The sequence below is a fragment of the Faecalibacterium intestinale genome (assembly GCF_040096575.1).
In the GTDB taxonomy this organism is placed as follows: Bacteria; Bacillota; Clostridia; order Oscillospirales; family Ruminococcaceae; genus Faecalibacterium; species Faecalibacterium intestinale.
The window spans coordinates 280,551-297,938 of record NZ_JBBMEN010000001.1; the positions used below are offsets into that span (position 1 = coordinate 280,551).

The 17,388-nt window shown below is 63.2% G+C and carries 18 protein-coding genes; all 18 read left to right on the plus strand.

Features of this window, described 5'->3' with window-relative positions:
* The first annotated feature begins 5 nt into the window (after positions 1-5).
* From WMO20_RS01305 to WMO20_RS01390, 18 genes are read left to right on the plus strand one after another with little or no spacing between them, the layout of a single operon-like run.
* Positions 6-1,148, plus strand: coding sequence for an ABC transporter substrate-binding protein (locus WMO20_RS01305; protein ID WP_349185587.1), 1,143 nt, complete (start codon positions 6-8; stop codon positions 1,146-1,148).
* 10 nt (positions 1,149-1,158) lie between these two features.
* The gene (locus WMO20_RS01310; protein WP_112090051.1) at positions 1,159-2,175 is read left to right on the plus strand and encodes a FecCD family ABC transporter permease; all 1,017 of its coding nucleotides are present in this window, start codon (positions 1,159-1,161) and stop codon (positions 2,173-2,175) included.
* Positions 2,172-4,085 carry a cobalt-precorrin-5B (C(1))-methyltransferase CbiD gene (gene cbiD, locus WMO20_RS01315; protein ID WP_349185588.1) on the plus strand — a complete coding sequence of 638 codons (1,914 nt, stop codon included), beginning with the start codon at positions 2,172-2,174 and terminating at the stop codon, positions 4,083-4,085. Before WMO20_RS01310 ends, cbiD begins: the two co-directional genes overlap by 4 nt.
* Before the next feature lie 5 nt (positions 4,086-4,090).
* On the plus strand, positions 4,091-4,849 hold the full coding sequence (gene cobM / locus WMO20_RS01320; protein WP_316544206.1) for a precorrin-4 C(11)-methyltransferase: 759 nt from the start codon (positions 4,091-4,093) through the stop codon (positions 4,847-4,849).
* On the plus strand, positions 4,846-5,844 hold the full coding sequence (locus WMO20_RS01325; protein WP_349185589.1) for a cobalt-precorrin 5A hydrolase: 999 nt from the start codon (positions 4,846-4,848) through the stop codon (positions 5,842-5,844). The genes cobM and WMO20_RS01325 overlap by 4 nt, the downstream gene beginning before the upstream one ends.
* On the plus strand, positions 5,837-6,604 hold the full coding sequence (cobJ, locus tag WMO20_RS01330) for a precorrin-3B C(17)-methyltransferase (RefSeq protein WP_349185590.1): 768 nt from the start codon (positions 5,837-5,839) through the stop codon (positions 6,602-6,604). The genes WMO20_RS01325 and cobJ overlap by 8 nt, the downstream gene beginning before the upstream one ends.
* Positions 6,601-7,338: a precorrin-6A reductase gene (cobK, locus tag WMO20_RS01335; protein WP_349185591.1), complete on the plus strand. Its 738-nt coding sequence runs from the start codon at positions 6,601-6,603 to the stop codon at positions 7,336-7,338. The genes cobJ and cobK overlap by 4 nt, the downstream gene beginning before the upstream one ends.
* Positions 7,335-8,531 carry a precorrin-6y C5,15-methyltransferase (decarboxylating) subunit CbiE gene (gene cbiE, locus WMO20_RS01340; protein WP_349185592.1) on the plus strand — a complete coding sequence of 399 codons (1,197 nt, stop codon included), beginning with the start codon at positions 7,335-7,337 and terminating at the stop codon, positions 8,529-8,531. Before cobK ends, cbiE begins: the two co-directional genes overlap by 4 nt.
* Positions 8,528-9,868 (plus strand): cobyrinic acid a,c-diamide synthase CobB, encoded by a 1,341-nt coding sequence (locus tag WMO20_RS01345; RefSeq protein WP_349185593.1) that lies wholly within the window; start codon positions 8,528-8,530, stop codon positions 9,866-9,868. Before cbiE ends, WMO20_RS01345 begins: the two co-directional genes overlap by 4 nt.
* A 5-nt stretch (positions 9,869-9,873) precedes the next feature.
* Positions 9,874-10,938: a nicotinate-nucleotide--dimethylbenzimidazole phosphoribosyltransferase gene (cobT, locus tag WMO20_RS01350; RefSeq protein WP_349185594.1), complete on the plus strand. Its 1,065-nt coding sequence runs from the start codon at positions 9,874-9,876 to the stop codon at positions 10,936-10,938.
* Positions 10,932-11,453, plus strand: coding sequence for a bifunctional adenosylcobinamide kinase/adenosylcobinamide-phosphate guanylyltransferase (locus WMO20_RS01355; protein ID WP_349185595.1), 522 nt, complete (start codon positions 10,932-10,934; stop codon positions 11,451-11,453). The genes cobT and WMO20_RS01355 overlap by 7 nt, the downstream gene beginning before the upstream one ends.
* Positions 11,450-12,202 (plus strand): adenosylcobinamide-GDP ribazoletransferase, encoded by a 753-nt coding sequence (locus WMO20_RS01360; protein ID WP_349185596.1) that lies wholly within the window; start codon positions 11,450-11,452, stop codon positions 12,200-12,202. Before WMO20_RS01355 ends, WMO20_RS01360 begins: the two co-directional genes overlap by 4 nt.
* On the plus strand, positions 12,199-12,525 hold the full coding sequence (locus WMO20_RS01365) for a bifunctional adenosylcobinamide kinase/adenosylcobinamide-phosphate guanylyltransferase (protein WP_316540600.1): 327 nt from the start codon (positions 12,199-12,201) through the stop codon (positions 12,523-12,525). The genes WMO20_RS01360 and WMO20_RS01365 overlap by 4 nt, the downstream gene beginning before the upstream one ends.
* Entirely contained in the window at positions 12,519-13,118 is a 600-nt protein-coding gene (locus WMO20_RS01370; protein WP_349185597.1) for a histidine phosphatase family protein, read from the plus strand. The genes WMO20_RS01365 and WMO20_RS01370 overlap by 7 nt, the downstream gene beginning before the upstream one ends.
* The gene (cbiB, locus tag WMO20_RS01375; RefSeq protein WP_349185598.1) at positions 13,115-14,065 is read left to right on the plus strand and encodes an adenosylcobinamide-phosphate synthase CbiB; all 951 of its coding nucleotides are present in this window, start codon (positions 13,115-13,117) and stop codon (positions 14,063-14,065) included. Before WMO20_RS01370 ends, cbiB begins: the two co-directional genes overlap by 4 nt.
* The gene (locus WMO20_RS01380; protein ID WP_349185646.1) at positions 14,065-15,114 is read left to right on the plus strand and encodes a pyridoxal phosphate-dependent aminotransferase; all 1,050 of its coding nucleotides are present in this window, start codon (positions 14,065-14,067) and stop codon (positions 15,112-15,114) included. Before cbiB ends, WMO20_RS01380 begins: the two co-directional genes overlap by 1 nt.
* Entirely contained in the window at positions 15,111-16,607 is a 1,497-nt protein-coding gene (locus WMO20_RS01385; RefSeq protein WP_349185599.1) for a cobyric acid synthase, read from the plus strand. Before WMO20_RS01380 ends, WMO20_RS01385 begins: the two co-directional genes overlap by 4 nt.
* A complete protein-coding gene (locus WMO20_RS01390; RefSeq protein ID WP_349185600.1) occupies positions 16,604-17,278 on the plus strand; it encodes a precorrin-8X methylmutase in 675 nt (224 codons plus the stop codon). Before WMO20_RS01385 ends, WMO20_RS01390 begins: the two co-directional genes overlap by 4 nt.
* The last annotated feature ends 110 nt before the right edge of the window (positions 17,279-17,388 follow it).

Here is a 17,388-nt window from a genome sequence, read left to right on the forward strand (position 1 = left end):
CTTCCATGAAGCTGACCCGCGCTCAATTTTTAAAAGCTCTGCCCGCCGCCGCGCTGGTGCTTGCAGGCTGCACTGCCGCGCCCACTGCACCAGCTGATACGGACGAGCTGGTGTTCGACCACGCCTACCCGCTGGACTACGCCACCCAGTTTACCGCCGACTGCTACGCAGATGGCTCTACCCTGCTGACCATCCCGGACGCACAGGCAAAGTTTCTTGTCCGGCCGGAGGGCGCTGCCACTCTGCGCACCGTGCCCGAGGGCGTGACCGTTTTGCAGCAGCCGGTGCAGAATATCTATCTGGTGTCCACCTCTGCCATGGACTTATTCCTCCATCTGGATGCGCTGGACAGCATTGCCCTTTCCGGTACCCGCGCCGAGGGCTGGTATCTGGACGAGGCAAAACAGGCCATGCAGTCCGGGCGCATTGCCTACGCGGGCAAGTACAGCGCTCCGGACTACGAGCGCATCCTGACCGCAGAATGCGGCCTTGCGGTGGAAAATACCATGATCTACCACACCCCGGAGGTGAAGGAGCAGCTGGAGCGGTTCAGCATTCCGGTGCTGGTGGAGCGTTCCAGCTACGAGAGCAACCCGCTGGCGCGGATGGAGTGGATCAAGCTGTACGGCATTTTGCTGGGCAAAGAAGCCCTTGCCGAGGAGGTGTTCGCCCGGCAGGCGCAGCGCATTGCGCCGCTGCTGGAACAGCCCTCCACCGGCAAACGCTGCGCGTTTTTCTCTATTACTTCCAGCGGCCTTGCCACTGTGCGCAAAAGCGGAGACTATGTGGCGCAGATGATCGGCATGGCCGGGGGCGAATATGTTTTTGCAGACCTTGCCGACAGCGGCAACAGCCTTTCTACCATGAATATCCCGCTGGAGGATCTTTACGCCGGAGTCAAGGACGCCGATGTGCTCATCTACAACGGCACCATCGAGGGCACCATCTCCACCAAGGAAGAGTTGCTTGCCCGCTGCGCGTTGCTGGCAGAGTGCAAGGCGGTGCAAAGCGGGAATATCTGGTGCACGACGCCCAGCTTTTTCCAGCAAAGCATGGCACTGGCAGATTTTATGCTGGACCTCCATGCCGTTTTTACCGGGGCAACTGCCGACCCCGACACCCTGCATTTTTTGACCAGGATCACCTGAGGAGCCGCTTATGACCAGCCGCAAACGCCTTGTTTTATCTTACTGCTGCCTTGCCCTGCTACTGGCGGTGCTGTTTGCCGTGAGCCTGTTCTGGGGCAGCGTTGCGCTCACCCCGCAGGCCGTGCTTGCCGCTTTGACCGGACGCGGGCAGGACGCGCTGAGTGTGGGCATCATTACCCAGCTGCGCCTGCCCCGCGCGGTGATGGCCGCATTGCTGGGCGCAGCGCTCTCGGCGGCGGGCTACCTGCTGCAGACCTTTTTTGCAAACCCCATTGCCGGCCCTTTCGTGATGGGCATTTCCAGCGGGGCTAAGCTGGCGGTGGCGCTGGTGATGGTGCTGTTTTTGAACTACGGTCTGCTGACCAGCTCTGCCGTGCTCATTCTGGCGGCCTTTGCGGGCGCTATGGCGGCTATGGCCTTTGTGCTGGCCGCTGCCCGCCGGGTGCAGCGCATGAGCATCCTTGTAATATGCGGCGTAATGATCGGTTACATCTGCTCTGCCATCACCGAGTTTGTGGTGGCCTTTGCGCAGGATAGCAGCATCGTCAACCTGCACAACTGGTCGCAGGGCAGCTTTTCCGGCATGACGTGGAGCAATGTGCGCACGGCGGCGCTGGTGGTGCTGCCCGCGCTGGCAGCGGCTTTCTGCCTTGCAAAGCCCATGGCCGCTTACCAGATGGGTGAAGCCTACGCCCGGAGCGTGGGCGTGGATGTGCGGCGGTTCTCCCGGCTTTTGGTGCTGCTTTCCAGCCTGCTGGCCGCCTGCGTTACCGCCTTTGCGGGGCCGATCTCCTTTGTGGGTATCGCCGTGCCGCACCTTGTCAAACAGCTGCTGGGCAGCGCCCGCCCGCTGTATGTGCTGCCGGGTTGCTGTCTGGGCGGGGCGGCATTCTGCCTGCTGTGTGATTTAATTGCCCGCAGCCTGTTTGCGCCCATGGAGCTTTCCATCAGCGCGGTCACCGCTGTATTCGGTGCACCGGTGGTCATTGGGCTGCTGCTGCGCCGCAACCGGGAGGATGTGCGATGAAAAACTCCGTTGAAACCAAAGCCCTTGCCATCGGCTACGGCAAAGCTGCTCTTGCGCGGGATATCGCGCTGGGTGCTGCCAAGGGGCAGGTGCTGGCGCTCATCGGCCCGAACGGCGCGGGCAAATCCACTTTGCTCAAAACCTTAGCCGGGCAGCTTACCCCCTTAGGCGGCGCAGTGCTGCTGGACGGGCAGGAGCTTGCCCGCATCCCCGGCAACGCCCGGGCGCAAAAGCTGGCGCTGATGCTGCCCCACACCCGCCGCACGGAACTGACCACCTGCTTTGAGTTTGCAGCGGCGGGACGCATTCCTTACACCGGGCGGTTGGGCATCCTTTCTGCCGAGGACAAAAAACAGGTGCAGAATGCGCTGGAACTGGTGGGCGCGGCACATCTGGCCGACCGGGACTTCAACTGCGTCAGCGATGGGCAGCGGCAGCGCATTTTGCTGGCGCGGGCGGTCTGTCAGCAGCCGCAGGTGCTATTGCTGGACGAGCCCACCTCTTTTCTGGACATCAAGGGCAAGATCGAGCTGCTGACCATTCTGCAAAAGCTGGCGCATGAGCAGCAGCTTGCGGTCATCGTGACCCTGCACGAGTTGGACATGGCGCAGAAGATCGCGGACGCGGTGGTATGCGTTTCACCGCACGGCGTTTCTGCCCCCATGCCCCCGGCGCAGGCCTTTGCCCGGGAAAATATCAAGGCGCTCTACGGCCTGACGGAAGAACAGTACAGCGCTGTTTTTGACCCATCAAAGCCGGAAAAGCCTCAATTCGAGCACTATGTGCGCAGCGGGCAAAAGCTGCTGCGCTGCGGCTACACCACCGGCACCTGTGCGGCACTGGCAGCAGCCGGGGCTGCCCGATTGCTGCTGACCGGCATTGCGCCGGAAACCGTTGCTCTGCGCACGCCCAAGGGCATCGTGGTGGAGGTAGCTCCCCTGTTCTGCCGTACCTCTACAAACGGCGCGGAATGCGCCATTGAAAAGGACGGCGGCGATGACGTGGACGTGACCACCGGTCTGCCGGTGACCGCCACGGTGACGCTGCTGCCCGGCACACCCGAGGTACGCATTACCGGTGGCGCGGGGGTAGGCCGGGTGACAAAACCCGGGCTGGACCAGCCGGTCGGGCAAGCCGCCATCAACCATGTGCCCCGGCAGATGATCACCGAAGCGCTGCGCCGGGAGGCAGAAGCCGCCTGCTACCCCGGCGGCTTTGCCGTGACCATCTCCATCCCCGGCGGTGAGGAGGTAGCCCGGCGCACCTTCAACCCCCATATCGGGGTGGAGGGCGGGCTGTCAGTGCTGGGCACCAGCGGCATCGTAGAGCCTATGAGCCAGCAGGCCATTCTGGACACCATCCAGTTAGAAATGAATCAGGCGGCGCTGCGGGCAAAAAGCCACCGGCGGCTTATCCTTGCCCCGGGCAACTACGGGCTGGACTATCTGCACGAAACCTACCCGCAGTTTGCCGCCATCCCGGTGGTCAAGACCTCCAACTTTATCGGGGATACACTGGACATGGCGGCAGCGGCACACTTTGAGCAGGTGCTGCTGGTGGGGCACGTCGGCAAGCTGTGCAAGCTGGCGGGCGGCATTATGAACACCCACTCCCACACGGCAGACTGCCGCACGGAGCTGTTCTGCACCCACGCTGCCCTGTGCGGTGCTGACCGGGAGGTGTGCACTGCGCTGTACAATGCCGCCACCACGGATGCCTGTCTGGAGATTCTGGATACAGCTAGGCTGCGGGAGCCGGTGCTGCAAAGCCTGCTTGCCGCCATCCAGCTGCATCTTGACCGCCGCGCGGGCGGGGCGTTCCGGGTGGGCGCGGTGCTGTTTTCAAACCAGCACGGCCCGCTGGGACAGACTGAAACTGCCGCCCGCCTGCTGAACGAATGGAAGGAGTAATGCACATGGTACATTTTGTGGGCGCCGGGCCCGGCGCACCGGATCTGATCACCCGGCGCGGTGCAGCATTTTTACAAGCCGCAGACTGCATTATTTATGCGGGCAGTCTGGTCAACCCGGCGCTGCTGGGGCTGGCAAAGCCGGACTGTACCATCTACAACAGTGCCGAGATGACGCTGGAGCAGGTACTGGACGTGATGCGCCGGATGGAAGCCGCAGGTAAGACCACCGTGCGTCTGCACACCGGCGACCCCTGCCTGTACGGTGCCATCCGAGAACAGATGGATGCACTGGACGCAGACGGCATTTGTTACGATGACACCCCCGGTGTTTCCAGCTTTTGCGGCGCTGCCGCTGCACTGAACGCCGAGTATACCCTGCCCACAGTCAGCCAGACGGTCATCATCACCCGCATGGAGGGACGCACCCCCGTGCCGGAGCGGGAAAGGCTGGCAAGCCTTGCCGCACACGGTGCGACCATGGTGATTTTTCTGTCCATCGGGCTGATCGATAAGGTGCAGGCGGCGCTTTTGCAGGGTGCGTACAAACCGGAAACGCCCGCCGCCGTGGTGTACAAGGCCAGCTGGCCGGAAGAAAAAATCGTGCGGTGCACGGTTGGTTCTCTGGCAGAGAGCACCCGCGCGGCAGGCATTACCAAGACGGCGCTTATCGTAGTGGGAGATTTTCTCGGCACACAGTACGAGCGCAGCAAGCTGTACGACCCCGCCTTTACCACCGAGTTCCGCAAAGGAGAGCCGGTATGATCTGCGCCTACCTTGCCTTTACGGATACCGGCCTTGCGCTGGCAAAGCGCCTTGCCGCTGCCCTGCCCGGCAGCGTTGCCCGGTGCGGGCAGGATGGCACTTCTCTTGCAGAATGGACAGGCGTGCAGTTTGTGCAGTCGGATGCGCTGATATTTGTAGGCGCTGCGGGCATTGCGGTGCGGGCTATCGCTCCCCACTGCAAGAGCAAGACCACCGACCCTGCTGTGGTGGTGGTGGATGAATGCGGGCGGTTTGCCGTGCCCATTTTGTCCGGGCATCTGGGCGGCGCAAATGATCTGGCGCGGACCATTGCCGCTGTATGCGGTGCTGTGCCGGTGATCACCACTGCTACCGATGCCCACGGCATTTTTGCAGCGGACGAGTGGGCAAAGCACCAAAACTGCATAGTGCTGGAACCGGAGCGTATCAAGCTGGTCAGCGGCAAGTTACTGGCAGGACAGCCGGTCTATTACTGGGCAGATATCCCGGTAACGGGCACTGCGCCCGCCGGGTTATTCCCGGCAGAAGCCCCGGAAAAAGCCGACCTTGCACTCACCCTCTGCCCCACCGGGCAGGCGCTGCATCTTGTGCCGCGCATCGGGGTGCTGGGCATCGGCTGCAAGCGGGGCACAAGCGCTGAAACGCTGGAGGCCGCCTTTGCCGCCTTCTGCGCCCGACACGGCCTTGCTGTGCAGGCAGTTACCGCCGCTGCAAGCATCGACCTGAAGCAGAACGAGCCGGGCTTGCTGGCCTTTTGTCAGGCACACGGCTGGCCGGTGCGGTTTTACACTGCCGCACAGCTGCGCAGCACGCCCGGGCAGTTCACCCCCTCCCCTTTTGTACAGAGCGTGACCGGGGTGGACAATGTCTGTGAGCGGGCAGCGGTGCTGGACGCGGGCGGTAGCCTGTTTTACCCCAAATTTGCCTGCAGCGGCGCAACCTTTGCGCTGGCGTGCAGGCCCTTTGCCCCGGACTGGAGGTGGCAGAATGGTTGACGTGATGGAAATTGATATCGACCGTCCCGAGAAGGTGGTCTATGTCGTGGGGCTTGGCCCCGGAGAGCCTTTTTATATGACCCAGCAGGCTGCGAACACGCTGGAAAGCGTTGACGCCATCTGTGGGTATAAGGTTTATCTTGACCTCATCCGCGATGAATTCCCCTGCGAGGAATACTATTCTACCGGCATGACGCAGGAGCTTGCCCGCTGCCGCTGGGCGCTGGAAAAAGCAAGCACCGGCAAGCGGGTGGCGCTGGTCTGCTCCGGCGATGCCGGGGTGTACGGCATGGCAAGCCCCCTGCTGGAACTTACCCCGGACTACCCGGACGTTGCCGTGGACATCGTGCCCGGACTGACCGCTGCCCTCAGCGGCGGGGCGGTGCTGGGTGCACCGCTGGCGCACGATTTCTGCGTTATTTCCCTTTCCGACCGGCTGACCCCGTGGGAGGTCATTGAGAAGCGGCTGACCTGCGCCGCCATGGGAGATTTCTGCGTTGCGCTGTACAATCCCTCCTCCAAGGGCAGGCCGGACTATCTGGCAAAGGCGGTGCGCATCCTGCTGGAAAACGGCAAAAGCGCCGACACCGTCTGCGGCCTTGTGCGCAACATCGGCCGGGATGGTCAGACCGCCCGTGTTCTGAGCCTTGCCCAGCTGGAAAGTACAGCGGTGGATATGTTCACCACCGTTTACATCGGCAACACCGCCACAAAGCAGCTGGGCGGTAAAATGGTCACCCCACGGGGGTACCGCAGATGAAGGCAGTGGTTTTCAGCGGCACCACCGAGGGGCGGGTGTTCTCCCGGCAGCTGGCGGCACTGGGCGCACAGGTGCTGGTCAGCGTAGCCACCCCGCTGGGTGCGGAGGAGCAGGGCGAAGCGGACGGCATCACTGTGCACTGCGGGCGGCTGACCCCCGAGGAAATGACCGCTCTTTTGCAGGGCGCTGTGCTGTGCGTGGACGCCACCCACCCCTACGCGGTGGACGCCACCAAAAACATCCGGGCTGCGTGCGCAGCTGCCGGGGTGGAGTATCACCGGCTGCTGCGGGAAGAAAGCCCGCTGCCCGCCGGGAGCATGGTGTTTGCCACCGCCGCCCACGCCGCCGCGTTTCTGGCCGGGTGCAGCGGCAATGTGCTGCTGACCACCGGCGCAAAAGAGCTTGCCGCCTTTGCGCCGCTCAGCCCGGAGCGGCTGTTCCCCCGGGTGCTGCCCACGCGGGAGGGCATTGCTGCCTGTGAGGCCGCAGGTGTTCCGCACAGAAACATCATTGCCATGCAGGGGCCTTTCAGCTATGCGCTGAACTGCGCCTTGATGAAGCAATTCTCCATCCGCTATCTTGTCACGAAGGACGGCGGTGCTGTGGGCGGCTTTGCCGAAAAGGCACAGGCCGCACAGGACACCGGCGCACAGCTGATCGTGGTGCGCCGCCCGGCTGAAAACGGACAAACTGCCGCACAAATTCTGGCACGCTGCAAGGAGGTTCTGGTATGATCTCTCTGATCGGAATGGGCTCCGGCTGCCCGGAAAGCCTGACTGGGCAAGGGCTGGCTGCGCTGCAAGGCGCAGGGCTCATCCTTGGGGCAAAGCGCCTGTTGGAGCATTTACCGGCGGGGTGCACTGATCACTGCAAAGCCGTGTATAAACCGGAGGATATCCTTGCGTGTTTGGCTGCGCAGCCGGATACGGACACCGCTATTTTGTATAGCGGCGACACCGGGTTTTACTCCGGTGCGGCAAAGCTGCTGTCCCTGCTGCGGGCCATGGGATACTCTGTCCGGGTGCTGCCCGGGCTTTCCAGCGTGCAGCTTTTAGCCGCCGCTGTGGGACGCCCCTGGCAGGACTGGAAGCTGGTGTCTGCTCATGGCCGCGCCTGCGACCCGGTAGCCGAGGTTTTGGCGCATCCACAGGTGTTTTTCCTCACTGGCGGCGGGGACACCCCTGCCACCCTTTGCGCCAAGCTGACCGCTGCCGGGCTGGGCGCTGCCCACACCCTTGTGGGCGAAAACCTAGGCACTCCGGCGGAAGCCATCCGCTTTGGCCTTGCCCGGGAGCTGGCAGCGCAGAGCTTTGCACCGCTGAGTGTATTGCTTATCGAGCGGGAAGCCCTGCCGCCCCGCCGCACGCCCGGCCTGCCGGACGATGCTTTTATCCGGGGTGCTGTGCCCATGACCAAACAGGAGGTGCGCGCCGCCGCGCTGGCAAAGCTGGCAGTTACCCCCACGGACACCCTATGGGATGTGGGCGCGGGCACTGGCAGCGTAAGCGTGGAGCTGGCGCTTGCCGCCCATGCCGGACGGGTATATGCCGTAGAGTGCGACCCGAAAGCCTGTGCGCTCATTGAGAAAAACCGGGAGAAATTTGCAGCCTATAATCTGACCCTGATCGAGGGCAAAGCCCCTGAAGCTTTGGACGCACTGCCTACACCGGATGCTGTATTCATCGGCGGCACAAAGGGCAATATGGACGCCGTTATAAACGCTGTGCTGCACAAAAATCCAGCCGTGCGGCTGTGCATCGCCGCCATTGCGCTGGAAACACTCAGCGTCGCCGTGGCTGCTCTGACCGCCCACGGCCTTGCCGCCGAGGTGACACAGATTTCTGTCAGCCGCACAAAAACGGCGGGCAGTCTGCATCTGCTGATGGCCAACAACCCGGTATTCCTCATTACGGGGGCACGGACATGATGCAGTTTCTCATCGCCGCGCCGCGCTCCGGCAGTGGCAAGACCACCGTCACCTGTGCAGTGCTGACCGCGCTGCAGCGGCGCGGAGCTGACCCCTGCGCCTTCAAATGCGGTCCGGACTACATCGACCCTATGTTCCACCGCAGCGCGCTGGGGGTGGAAAGCCACAATTTAGACCTCTACCTCTCTGCCCCGGATACGGTGCGCACACTTTATGCCCGGTATGCCGCCGGGCACGGCGCTGCCGTATGCGAGGGTGCCATGGGCTTTTACGATGGGCAGGGGCTGACCACCCGCGCAAGCGCCTGGGAACTGGCCGACACGCTGGCACTGCCGGTGTTGCTGGTGGTGCAGCCAAAGGGGGCAAGCATCACCCTTGCCGCCGAGCTGCGGGGGCTTTTGCAGTTCCGCACACCAAGCCATATCGTGGGCATTCTGCTCAATGATTGCTCTGAAGCCTTGTACAAAACGCTGCGCCCGATGCTGGAAGCCGAGGCCGGTCTGCCGGTGGTGGGGTATCTGCCCCATCTGCCGGGGTGCGCCATTGAGAGCCGTCACCTTGGGCTGAAAACCGCCGGGGAGATCGTTGACTTGCAGCAAAAGCTGTCGCAATTAGCCGATGCCCTTGTACTGGACTGGGCACAGCTGGCGGCGCTGACCGACCGCCCCGCCCCGGCTGCGCCGCTGCTTGCCGCACCGTGCGCACCCGCCGTCCGCATTGCTGTAGCGCGGGACGAAGCCTTCTGCTTTGCCTACGCCGAAGCGCTGGATGCCTTGCGGGATGCGGGTGCGGAACTTGTGTTTTTCAGTCCGCTGCGGGACGCCGCTCTGCCGGAAAACATCGGCGGGCTGTATCTGCCCGGAGGTTACCCAGAGCTGTACGCCCGGCAGCTGAGCGAAAACTGCGCCCTGCGTGCTGCTATCCGGGACGCCGTGCAAGAGGGTCTGCCCACTGCTGCCGAGTGCGGCGGTTTTCTGTACCTAGGGCAGGCGCTGGAGGGTGTGGACGGCAAGGTTTACCCCATGGCTGATGTGCTGCCGGGCAGCGGGCACAACGCCGGGCGGCTGGTACGCTTTGGCTATGCCGCTATGACGGCAAAAGCCGACAGTATGCTTTTCCGCGCCGGAGAAGCGTTTCCCATCCATGAATTCCACCACTGGGATTCCTCTGAGAATGGTACAGACTTTTCTGTGTGCAAAACCGAAAAAAGACAGTGGGAATGCGGCTTTGCAAACGCGCATTTGTATGCCGGTTTCCCGCATCTTTACTGGGCGGGCACTGCCCTGCCCCGCCGCTTTGTACAGGCGGCGCAGCACTTTTTGAAACACAAAGGATGACGAAAATGACCGAAGCTGAACTGATGCAGCTGCTTGCTGCCATCACCCCGCCGGACGAAGCCGCCCGCGCCGCCGCCCACGCCCACTGGGCAAGCCTTGCCAAGCCCTTGGGCGGGCTGGGTGCGCTGGAGACGCTGCTGGAAGATGCCGCCGCGCTGACCGGCAAGGCGCAGTTTGATTTTTCCCGCCGGACGGTGGCGGTGCTCTGCGCAGACAACGGCGTAGTAGCACAGGGCATAAGCCAGACCGACCAGAGCGTGACCCGCACCGTAGCCGAGAGCCTTGCCGCGCGGCGCACCAGCGTCTGCCGGATGGCGCAGGCGGCGCACTGCGATGTGCTACCGGTGGATATGGGCATATCCGGTGCACCGGTGCCCGGCGTGCTGGACCACCGCATTGCTGCCGGAACTGCGGACTTTACCAAAGGCCCTGCCATGACCCGCGCCGAAGCGGTGGAGGCCATTGGCCGGGGCATCGCCCTGACCCGGCAGCTTGCCGCCGAGGGCTACGGGCTGGTGGCTACCGGCGAGATGGGCATTGGCAACACCACCACCTCCAGCGCCGTAGCCGCCGTGCTGCTGGCACAGCCGGTGCAGACCATGACCGGGCGCGGTGCGGGGCTTTCCGATGCAGGGCTTGCCCGCAAGGTGGACGCCATCCGGCGGGGTATTGCCTGCAACAATCCCGACTCTGATGACGCCTTGGACGTACTGAGCAAGCTGGGCGGTTTTGATATCGCCGGGCTGTGCGGGATGTTTCTGGGCGGGGCGCTGGCGGGCGTACCCGTGCTGATGGACGGCTTCATCAGCGGGGTGGCGGCGCTGTGCGCCGTGCGGCTGTGTCCGGCAGCAGCCAAGGCCGTGTTTGCCAGCCACTGCTCCACCGAGCCCGCCGCCCGGCTGGTGCTGGAAGCGCTGGGCAAAACGCCCCTGCTCACCGCCGGGCTGCATCTGGGCGAAGGCACCGGCGCAGTGGCCAGCATCCCGCTGTGGGACATGGCACTGGCAGTGTACGAGGGGTGCTATTCCTTTGCGGAGGGCGGCATTGCGCCGTATACGCCCCAATGCTGACGCTGGTGCTGGGCGGCGCTGCCAGCGGCAAAAGTGAATACGCCGAAGCCCTTGTGCTGCGCTGCGGTTTGCCGCGGTATTATCTGGCCACCATGCAGGTGTGGGATGCCGAGTGTGCTGCCCGGGTGGAAAAGCACCGCAAAATGCGCGCTGCAAAGCAGTTTGAGACCCTCGAGTGCCCGCTGCATTTAGAGACGGTGCATTTGCCCCGCAGGGGTACCGCACTGCTGGAGGACTTGGGCAACCTGACCGCCAACGAGCTGTACGACCCCGCCGGGGCGGGCGATGCCGCCGCCGAGCACATTTTGCAGGGGCTGGAGAGCCTTGCCGCGCAGTGCGAAAACTTGATCGTTGTTTCCAACGAGGTATTCAGCGGCGGCGCGGACTATGCCGGGGATACCGACCGCTATCTGCTGGCGCTGGCACGGGTGAACAACGCCCTTGCCGCCCGGGCAGACGCCGTAGTGCGGGTGGTGTGCGGCGTCCCTGTCTATTATAAAGGAGTGGAAAAATGATCGTTTTGCAGACCATTGCGGTGGCCTTTGCCATGTTTTCGGCGGTGCCAGTGCCGCAGTTTGCGTGGAACGAAAAGAATATGCGGTACGCGCTGTGCGCCTTTCCGCTGGTGGGGCTTTTATGCGGGGTGCTGTGGTGCGTGTGCGGTGTGCTGCCGCTGCCCGCCCCGGCGCGGGCGGCAGGGTTCTGCCTTGTGCCGGTATGGGTGACCGGCGGCATCCATCTGGATGGCTACGCCGACACCTGTGACGCCCTTGCCAGCTACGGCGACCGGGAAAAGAAGCTGGAAATTTTAAAGGACCCGCACTGCGGTGCCTTTGCGGTCATCCGCCTGTGCAGCTATTTTGCGGCTTATCTCTGCCTTGCCGCCTGCGTGCAGTTCACGCCCCGGGTGGGTGCGCTGTGGACGCTGGCGCTGGTGCTGGAACGGGCACTTTCCGGCCTTGCGGTGGCGGCCTTTCCCATGGCAAAAAACACCGGCCTTGCCCACACCTTTGCCTGTGCCGCTGACCGCAAAGTCGTGCGCAATGTGCTGACGGTGCTCGCAGTTCTGCTTTGCGGTGTGTTACTGGCTTTAGGCGGCGGGGCACTGGCAGCAGCTGCAATTTTGCTGTTTTTGTGGTATCACCATGTAGCCGTGCAGCAGTTGGGCGGCATTACCGGCGATCTTGCCGGGTGGTTTTTGCAAAAGACTGAGCTTTGGATGCTGGCGGCGCTGTGCGCCTGCCAATGGGGAGGGCTGTTATGATCCTGATCACCGGGCCGCTTTACAGCGGCAAGCGTACCTTTGCCCGCACCCTGCCCGGCCGCTGCATCGCGGATGCGCAGCAGCTTGCCGCCGGGTGCAAGGACAATGCGGAGCTTGAGAAACTTGCGGACAAATTATCCGCTTATGATATCGTGCTGTCCACCGAGGTGGGCGGCGGTGTGGTGCCCATAGACCCGGCCGAGCGTGCCGCACGGGAAAACGCCGGGCGGCTGGCCTGTCTGCTGGCGGCGCGCGCTAAGTGCGTAGTGCAGATGTTCTGCGGCATCCCCACCGTTTTGAAAGGAGAATTGCCGGAATGCTGATCTATTTATTGCGTCACGGCTTGACCGAATACAACGCCGAAAAGCGCTATCAGGGGCAGCGGGATATCCCGCTTTCTGCCGCCGGGCGCGCTATGCTGTGCCGGGCGGATATTTCCCCCAAGACCGTGTACATTACCCCTCTTTGCCGCACCCGGCAGACCGCCGAGGTACTGTTCCCGGGTGCAAAGCTTGTGGAAACAGACGGGCTGAAAGAGATGTGCTTTGGCAGCTTTGAGGGGAGAAACTATATTGAAATGGAACACGACCCGGACTACCTTGCATGGGTAGCCGCCAACTGCGAAAGCCCCTGCCCGGACGGCGAGACCAAGGCTGCTTTTTGTGAGCGCATTTGCGCGGCTTTTTCCGCACTGGTGGATAAAGCTCTTGCGGACGGCGAGGAGATGCTGGTCATCTTAGCCCACGGCGGCACCCAGATGGCTGCCATGGAACGCTATGCCCTGCCCCACAAGGATTATTATGAATGGTGCGCTCCCAACGCAGGCGGCTTTGTGCTGGATGCCAAGGACTGGACTGCAAAGCGGGTGCTGCATCTGGTAAAGACCGTACAGTACACGAAGGAGGCACGGGAATGATCGGCTACGCGGTACTGGGCGGCTTTGTACTGGACGCCATTTTCGGCGACCCTGCGTGGCTTCCGCATCCGGTGGTGTACATGGGCAAGGCCATCTCTGCGCTGGAAAAAGGGCTGCGTGCCCGCCTGCCCAAAACGCCGAAAGGCGAGCTTTGGGGCGGGCGCATCTTGGCCTTTTGCTTACCGGTGGGCACCTTTGCGCTCACAAGCCTTGTCTGCACGGGCGCTGCCGCCTTGCACCCGCTGCTGGGGCTGGCAGTACAGATGTTCTGGTGCGGGCAGGCACTGGCGGCAAAGGGGCTTGTGCAGGAGAGTACGAACGTCTACCGGGAGCTGACAAAGCCCGACCTGCCTGCCGCCCGCATTGCCGTGAGCCGCATCGTGGGACGGGACACGCAGGCGCTGACCGCCGAGGGCGTGACCAAGGCGGCTGTGGAAACGGTTGCCGAAAACGCCAGCGACGGGGTGATCGCACCGCTGTTGTATATGCTGCTGGGCGGCGCACCGCTGGCGCTTACTTATAAAGCCATCAACACCATGGACAGCATGGTGGGCTACAAAAACGAGCGATATCTGCACTTTGGGCGTGCGGCGGCAAAGCTGGACGACATTGCCAACTACCTGCCCAGCCGCATTGCCGCCCTGCTGTGGGTGGCGGCTGCTGCCCTGACCGGCAACGATGCCCGCAATGCGTGGCGCATCTGGCGGCGGGACCGCCGCAACCACGCCAGCCCCAACAGCGCCCAGACCGAGAGCGCCTGCGCCGGTGCGCTGAACGTGCAGCTTGCCGGGCCCGCCTATTATTTTGGTGAATACTACCCTAAGCCCACCATCGGCGATGCCGTGCGTCCCATTGAGCCGGAGGATATCCGCCGCGCGGACCGCATGATGTACGCCGAAAGCCTGCTGGCGCTGGTGCTTGGGCTATTGATACGAGGTATTTTATGATGCAGCTGGTACATGGCGGCGACTGGGCCGGTTACCGGGCGCAGTACGGACAGGATGCGCTGGACTTTTCGGCAAACGTCAGCCCGTTGGGATTGCCGGAGGGGGTGGCAAAGGCCATTACTGCCGCGCTTGCCACCGCCGACCGCTACCCCGACCCCCTTTGCCGTGCTTTGCGGGCAAAGCTGGCAGTGCACGAGAAGGTGCCCATGGAGCACATCCTCTGCGGCAACGGTGCAGCAGACCTGATCTTCCGGCTGGTGTGGGCGGCAAAGCCCCGCACCGCGCTGCTGCCCGCCCCTACCTTTGCGGAATATGCCGCCGCGCTGGAAACCGCAGGCTGCACCGTCCGGCGGCATTTTCTGCGGGAGAGCGAAGATTTTGCAGTGACGGAAGCATTCATTTCCGCTGTGGACGAGGACACCGACATGGTATTCCTCTGCCAGCCCAATAACCCCACCGGGCAGCTGACGCCGCTAGCACTGGTGGAGGCGCTGCTGCACCGGTGCGAAGCTTGCGGTGCGCTGCTGGTGGTGGACGAGTGCTTTCTGGACTTTCTGCCGGAAAGCGAAGCGCTAAGCGCCAAAAAGCTGCTGGCAAGCCCCTGCCTCGTCATCCTGAAAGCCTTTACAAAGCTGTACGGCATGGCCGGGGTGCGGCTGGGCTACTGCCTGTGCAGCAACATCGCCCTGCTGGAGAAAATGCAGACAGCCGGGCAGCCGTGGGCTGTCTCCAGTCTTGCACAGGCAGCGGGGCTGGCGGCGCTGGACGAGACCGCCTATGTAGCCCGGGTGCAGGCGCTTATTGCGCAGCAGCGTCCCATTTTGCGGGACGGGCTACGTGCACTGGGGCTGCGGGTGCTGGATGGCAGCGCGAATTATCTGCTGTTTCAGGCACCGGAAACGCTGGGCGATGCCTTGCAGCCGCGCGGCATCGTGCTGCGCGGCTGCGGCAATTACCCCGGGCTGGACAGCAGCTGGTACCGCACCGCCGTGCGCACCGCGCCGGAAAACCAGCAGCTCTTAAAAGTCTTACAGGAGGTGCTTGCATGAGCCGGGCAAAATGCATTATGGTACAGGGCACGATGAGCGGTGCGGGCAAAAGCCTGCTGTGCACCGCGCTGTGCCGTATTTTTGCACAGGACGGCTACCGGGTAGCCCCCTTTAAAAGCCAGAACATGGCGCTGAACAGCTTTGTCACCCGGGACGGGCTGGAAATGGGTCGGGCACAGGTGGTGCAGGCACAGGCCGCCGGCATGGAGCCGGATGTGCGCATGAACCCCATTCTGCTCAAACCCAGCAGCGATGTAGGCAGTCAGGTCATCGTGAACGGCGAGGTGCGCGGGCAGATGCCCGCAGCCGCCTACTTCAAGCTGAAAAAGAGCCTGATCCCGGACATTTTAGCCGCATACAATAGTCTGGCCGAAGAGGTGGACATCATCGTTATTGAGGGCGCGGGCAGCCCGGCAGAGATCAACCTGAAAGCGGACGATATCGTCAACATGGGGCTGGCAAAGCTGGTGGATGCACCGGTGCTGCTGGCGGGAGATATCGACCGGGGCGGCGTGTTTGCGCAGCTATACGGCACGGTGGAGCTGTTGGAACCCGCCGAGCGGGCACGCATCAAAGGGCTGGTCATCAACAAGTTCCGGGGCGATGCTGCCATCCTGAAGCCCGGCCTTACCATGCTGGAGGAAAAGACCCATCTGCCGGTGCTGGGCGTTGTGCCCTACCTGCGGGTGGACATTGAGGACGAGGACTCCCTCTCCTCCCGGCTGGAAAGCAACACCGCCGTCAAGCCGCTGGACGCTGCCATTCTGCAGCTGCCGCATATCTCTAATTTTACGGATTTTATGCCGCTGGAGCAGCACTCGCTGCTGAGCGTGCGGTATGTGCAAAGCCCCCGGCAGCTGGGCGCGCCGGACGTGGTCATTCTGCCGGGCACAAAAAACACCATAGATGACCTGCTCTGGCTGCGGCAGTGCGGGCTGGAAGCTGCGGTGCAAAAACTGGCGGCTTCCGGCACGCCGGTGCTGGGCGTGTGCGGCGGTTACCAGATGCTGGGCGATACTCTTGCCGACCCGGAGGGCACTGAGAGCGGACGCAGCCAGACCGTGCGCGGGCTGGGGCTGCTGCCCATCCAGACTGTGTTTACGGACGCAAAGCACCGCACGCAGGACACCGCCACCGTCACCGCGCCACAGCTGGCGGGGGTTGCGCTGACCGGCTACCAGATCCATACCGGGCGCACCACGGTGCGGGGTGTGCCCTTCTGCCGCCTTGCAGACGGCAGCGCCGAGGGCTGCGTAAAGGACAACGTGGCGGGCACTTATCTGCATGGGCTGTTCGATACCGGAGAGCTGACCGAAAAGCTGGTGCAGCTGCTGTGCAGCCGCAAGGGCATCTCCCCTGCCGATGCACCGCTGCTCTCCATGGCAGAGTACCGTCAGCAGCAGTTTGACCTGTTGGCCGACGGCGTGCGCCGGGCGCTGGACATGAACGCCCTGTACGCCGCCATGGGACTGGAAAGGAGGAGCACCGTATGACCCCGCAGCACCATCTGCCCGCCGACATCGAGCGGACGAGCCTTTCTATCATCACCGCGGAGCTGGACGCAATGGGTCTGACCCCGCCGCCGGAGACTGCCGCTGTGGTCAAGCGGGTGATCCATACCACTGCGGATTTTGACTACGCCCGCAATCTGCGCTTTACCCCCGGCGCAGTAGCGGCGGGCGTGGCGGCGCTGCAAGCCGCTGCGCCCATCGTTACCGACACCAACATGGCGCTTTCCGGCATTACAAAGCCGGGCCTTGCGCGGCTGGGCGGCACCGCGCTGTGCTACATGGCTGACCCGGAAGTGGCCGCGCTGGCAAAGGCCAACGGCACTACTCGGGCGGTGGCGTCCATGCAAAGAGCCGCCGCCGAGCATCCCGGTGCCATCCTTGCGGTGGGCAACGCCCCCACAGCGCTGCTGACCATTGCCGACCTGATCGAAACCGCCGGGCTGCGCCCTGCGCTGGTCATCGGGGTGCCGGTGGGCTTTGTGAACGTGGTGGAGAGCAAGGAGCGGCTGTTTGCCGTCTGCACCGCCCACGGCGTGCCCGCTATTGTGGCCATGGGGCGCAAGGGCGGCAGCAATGTTGCTGCTGCCATCTGCAACGCGCTGGTGTATTCCGCCGCCGGGATGCTGGACCCCACCGACCGGGGATGGAAATAATATTTTTATCGTTCGCGTTCAAAGCGCTCTGCGGAGCGCTTTGAACGCTTTTTTCAGCCAATTTTCCCCTAGTGGGGTATATTTTTATTGGCTTGTATGGTATACTCGGC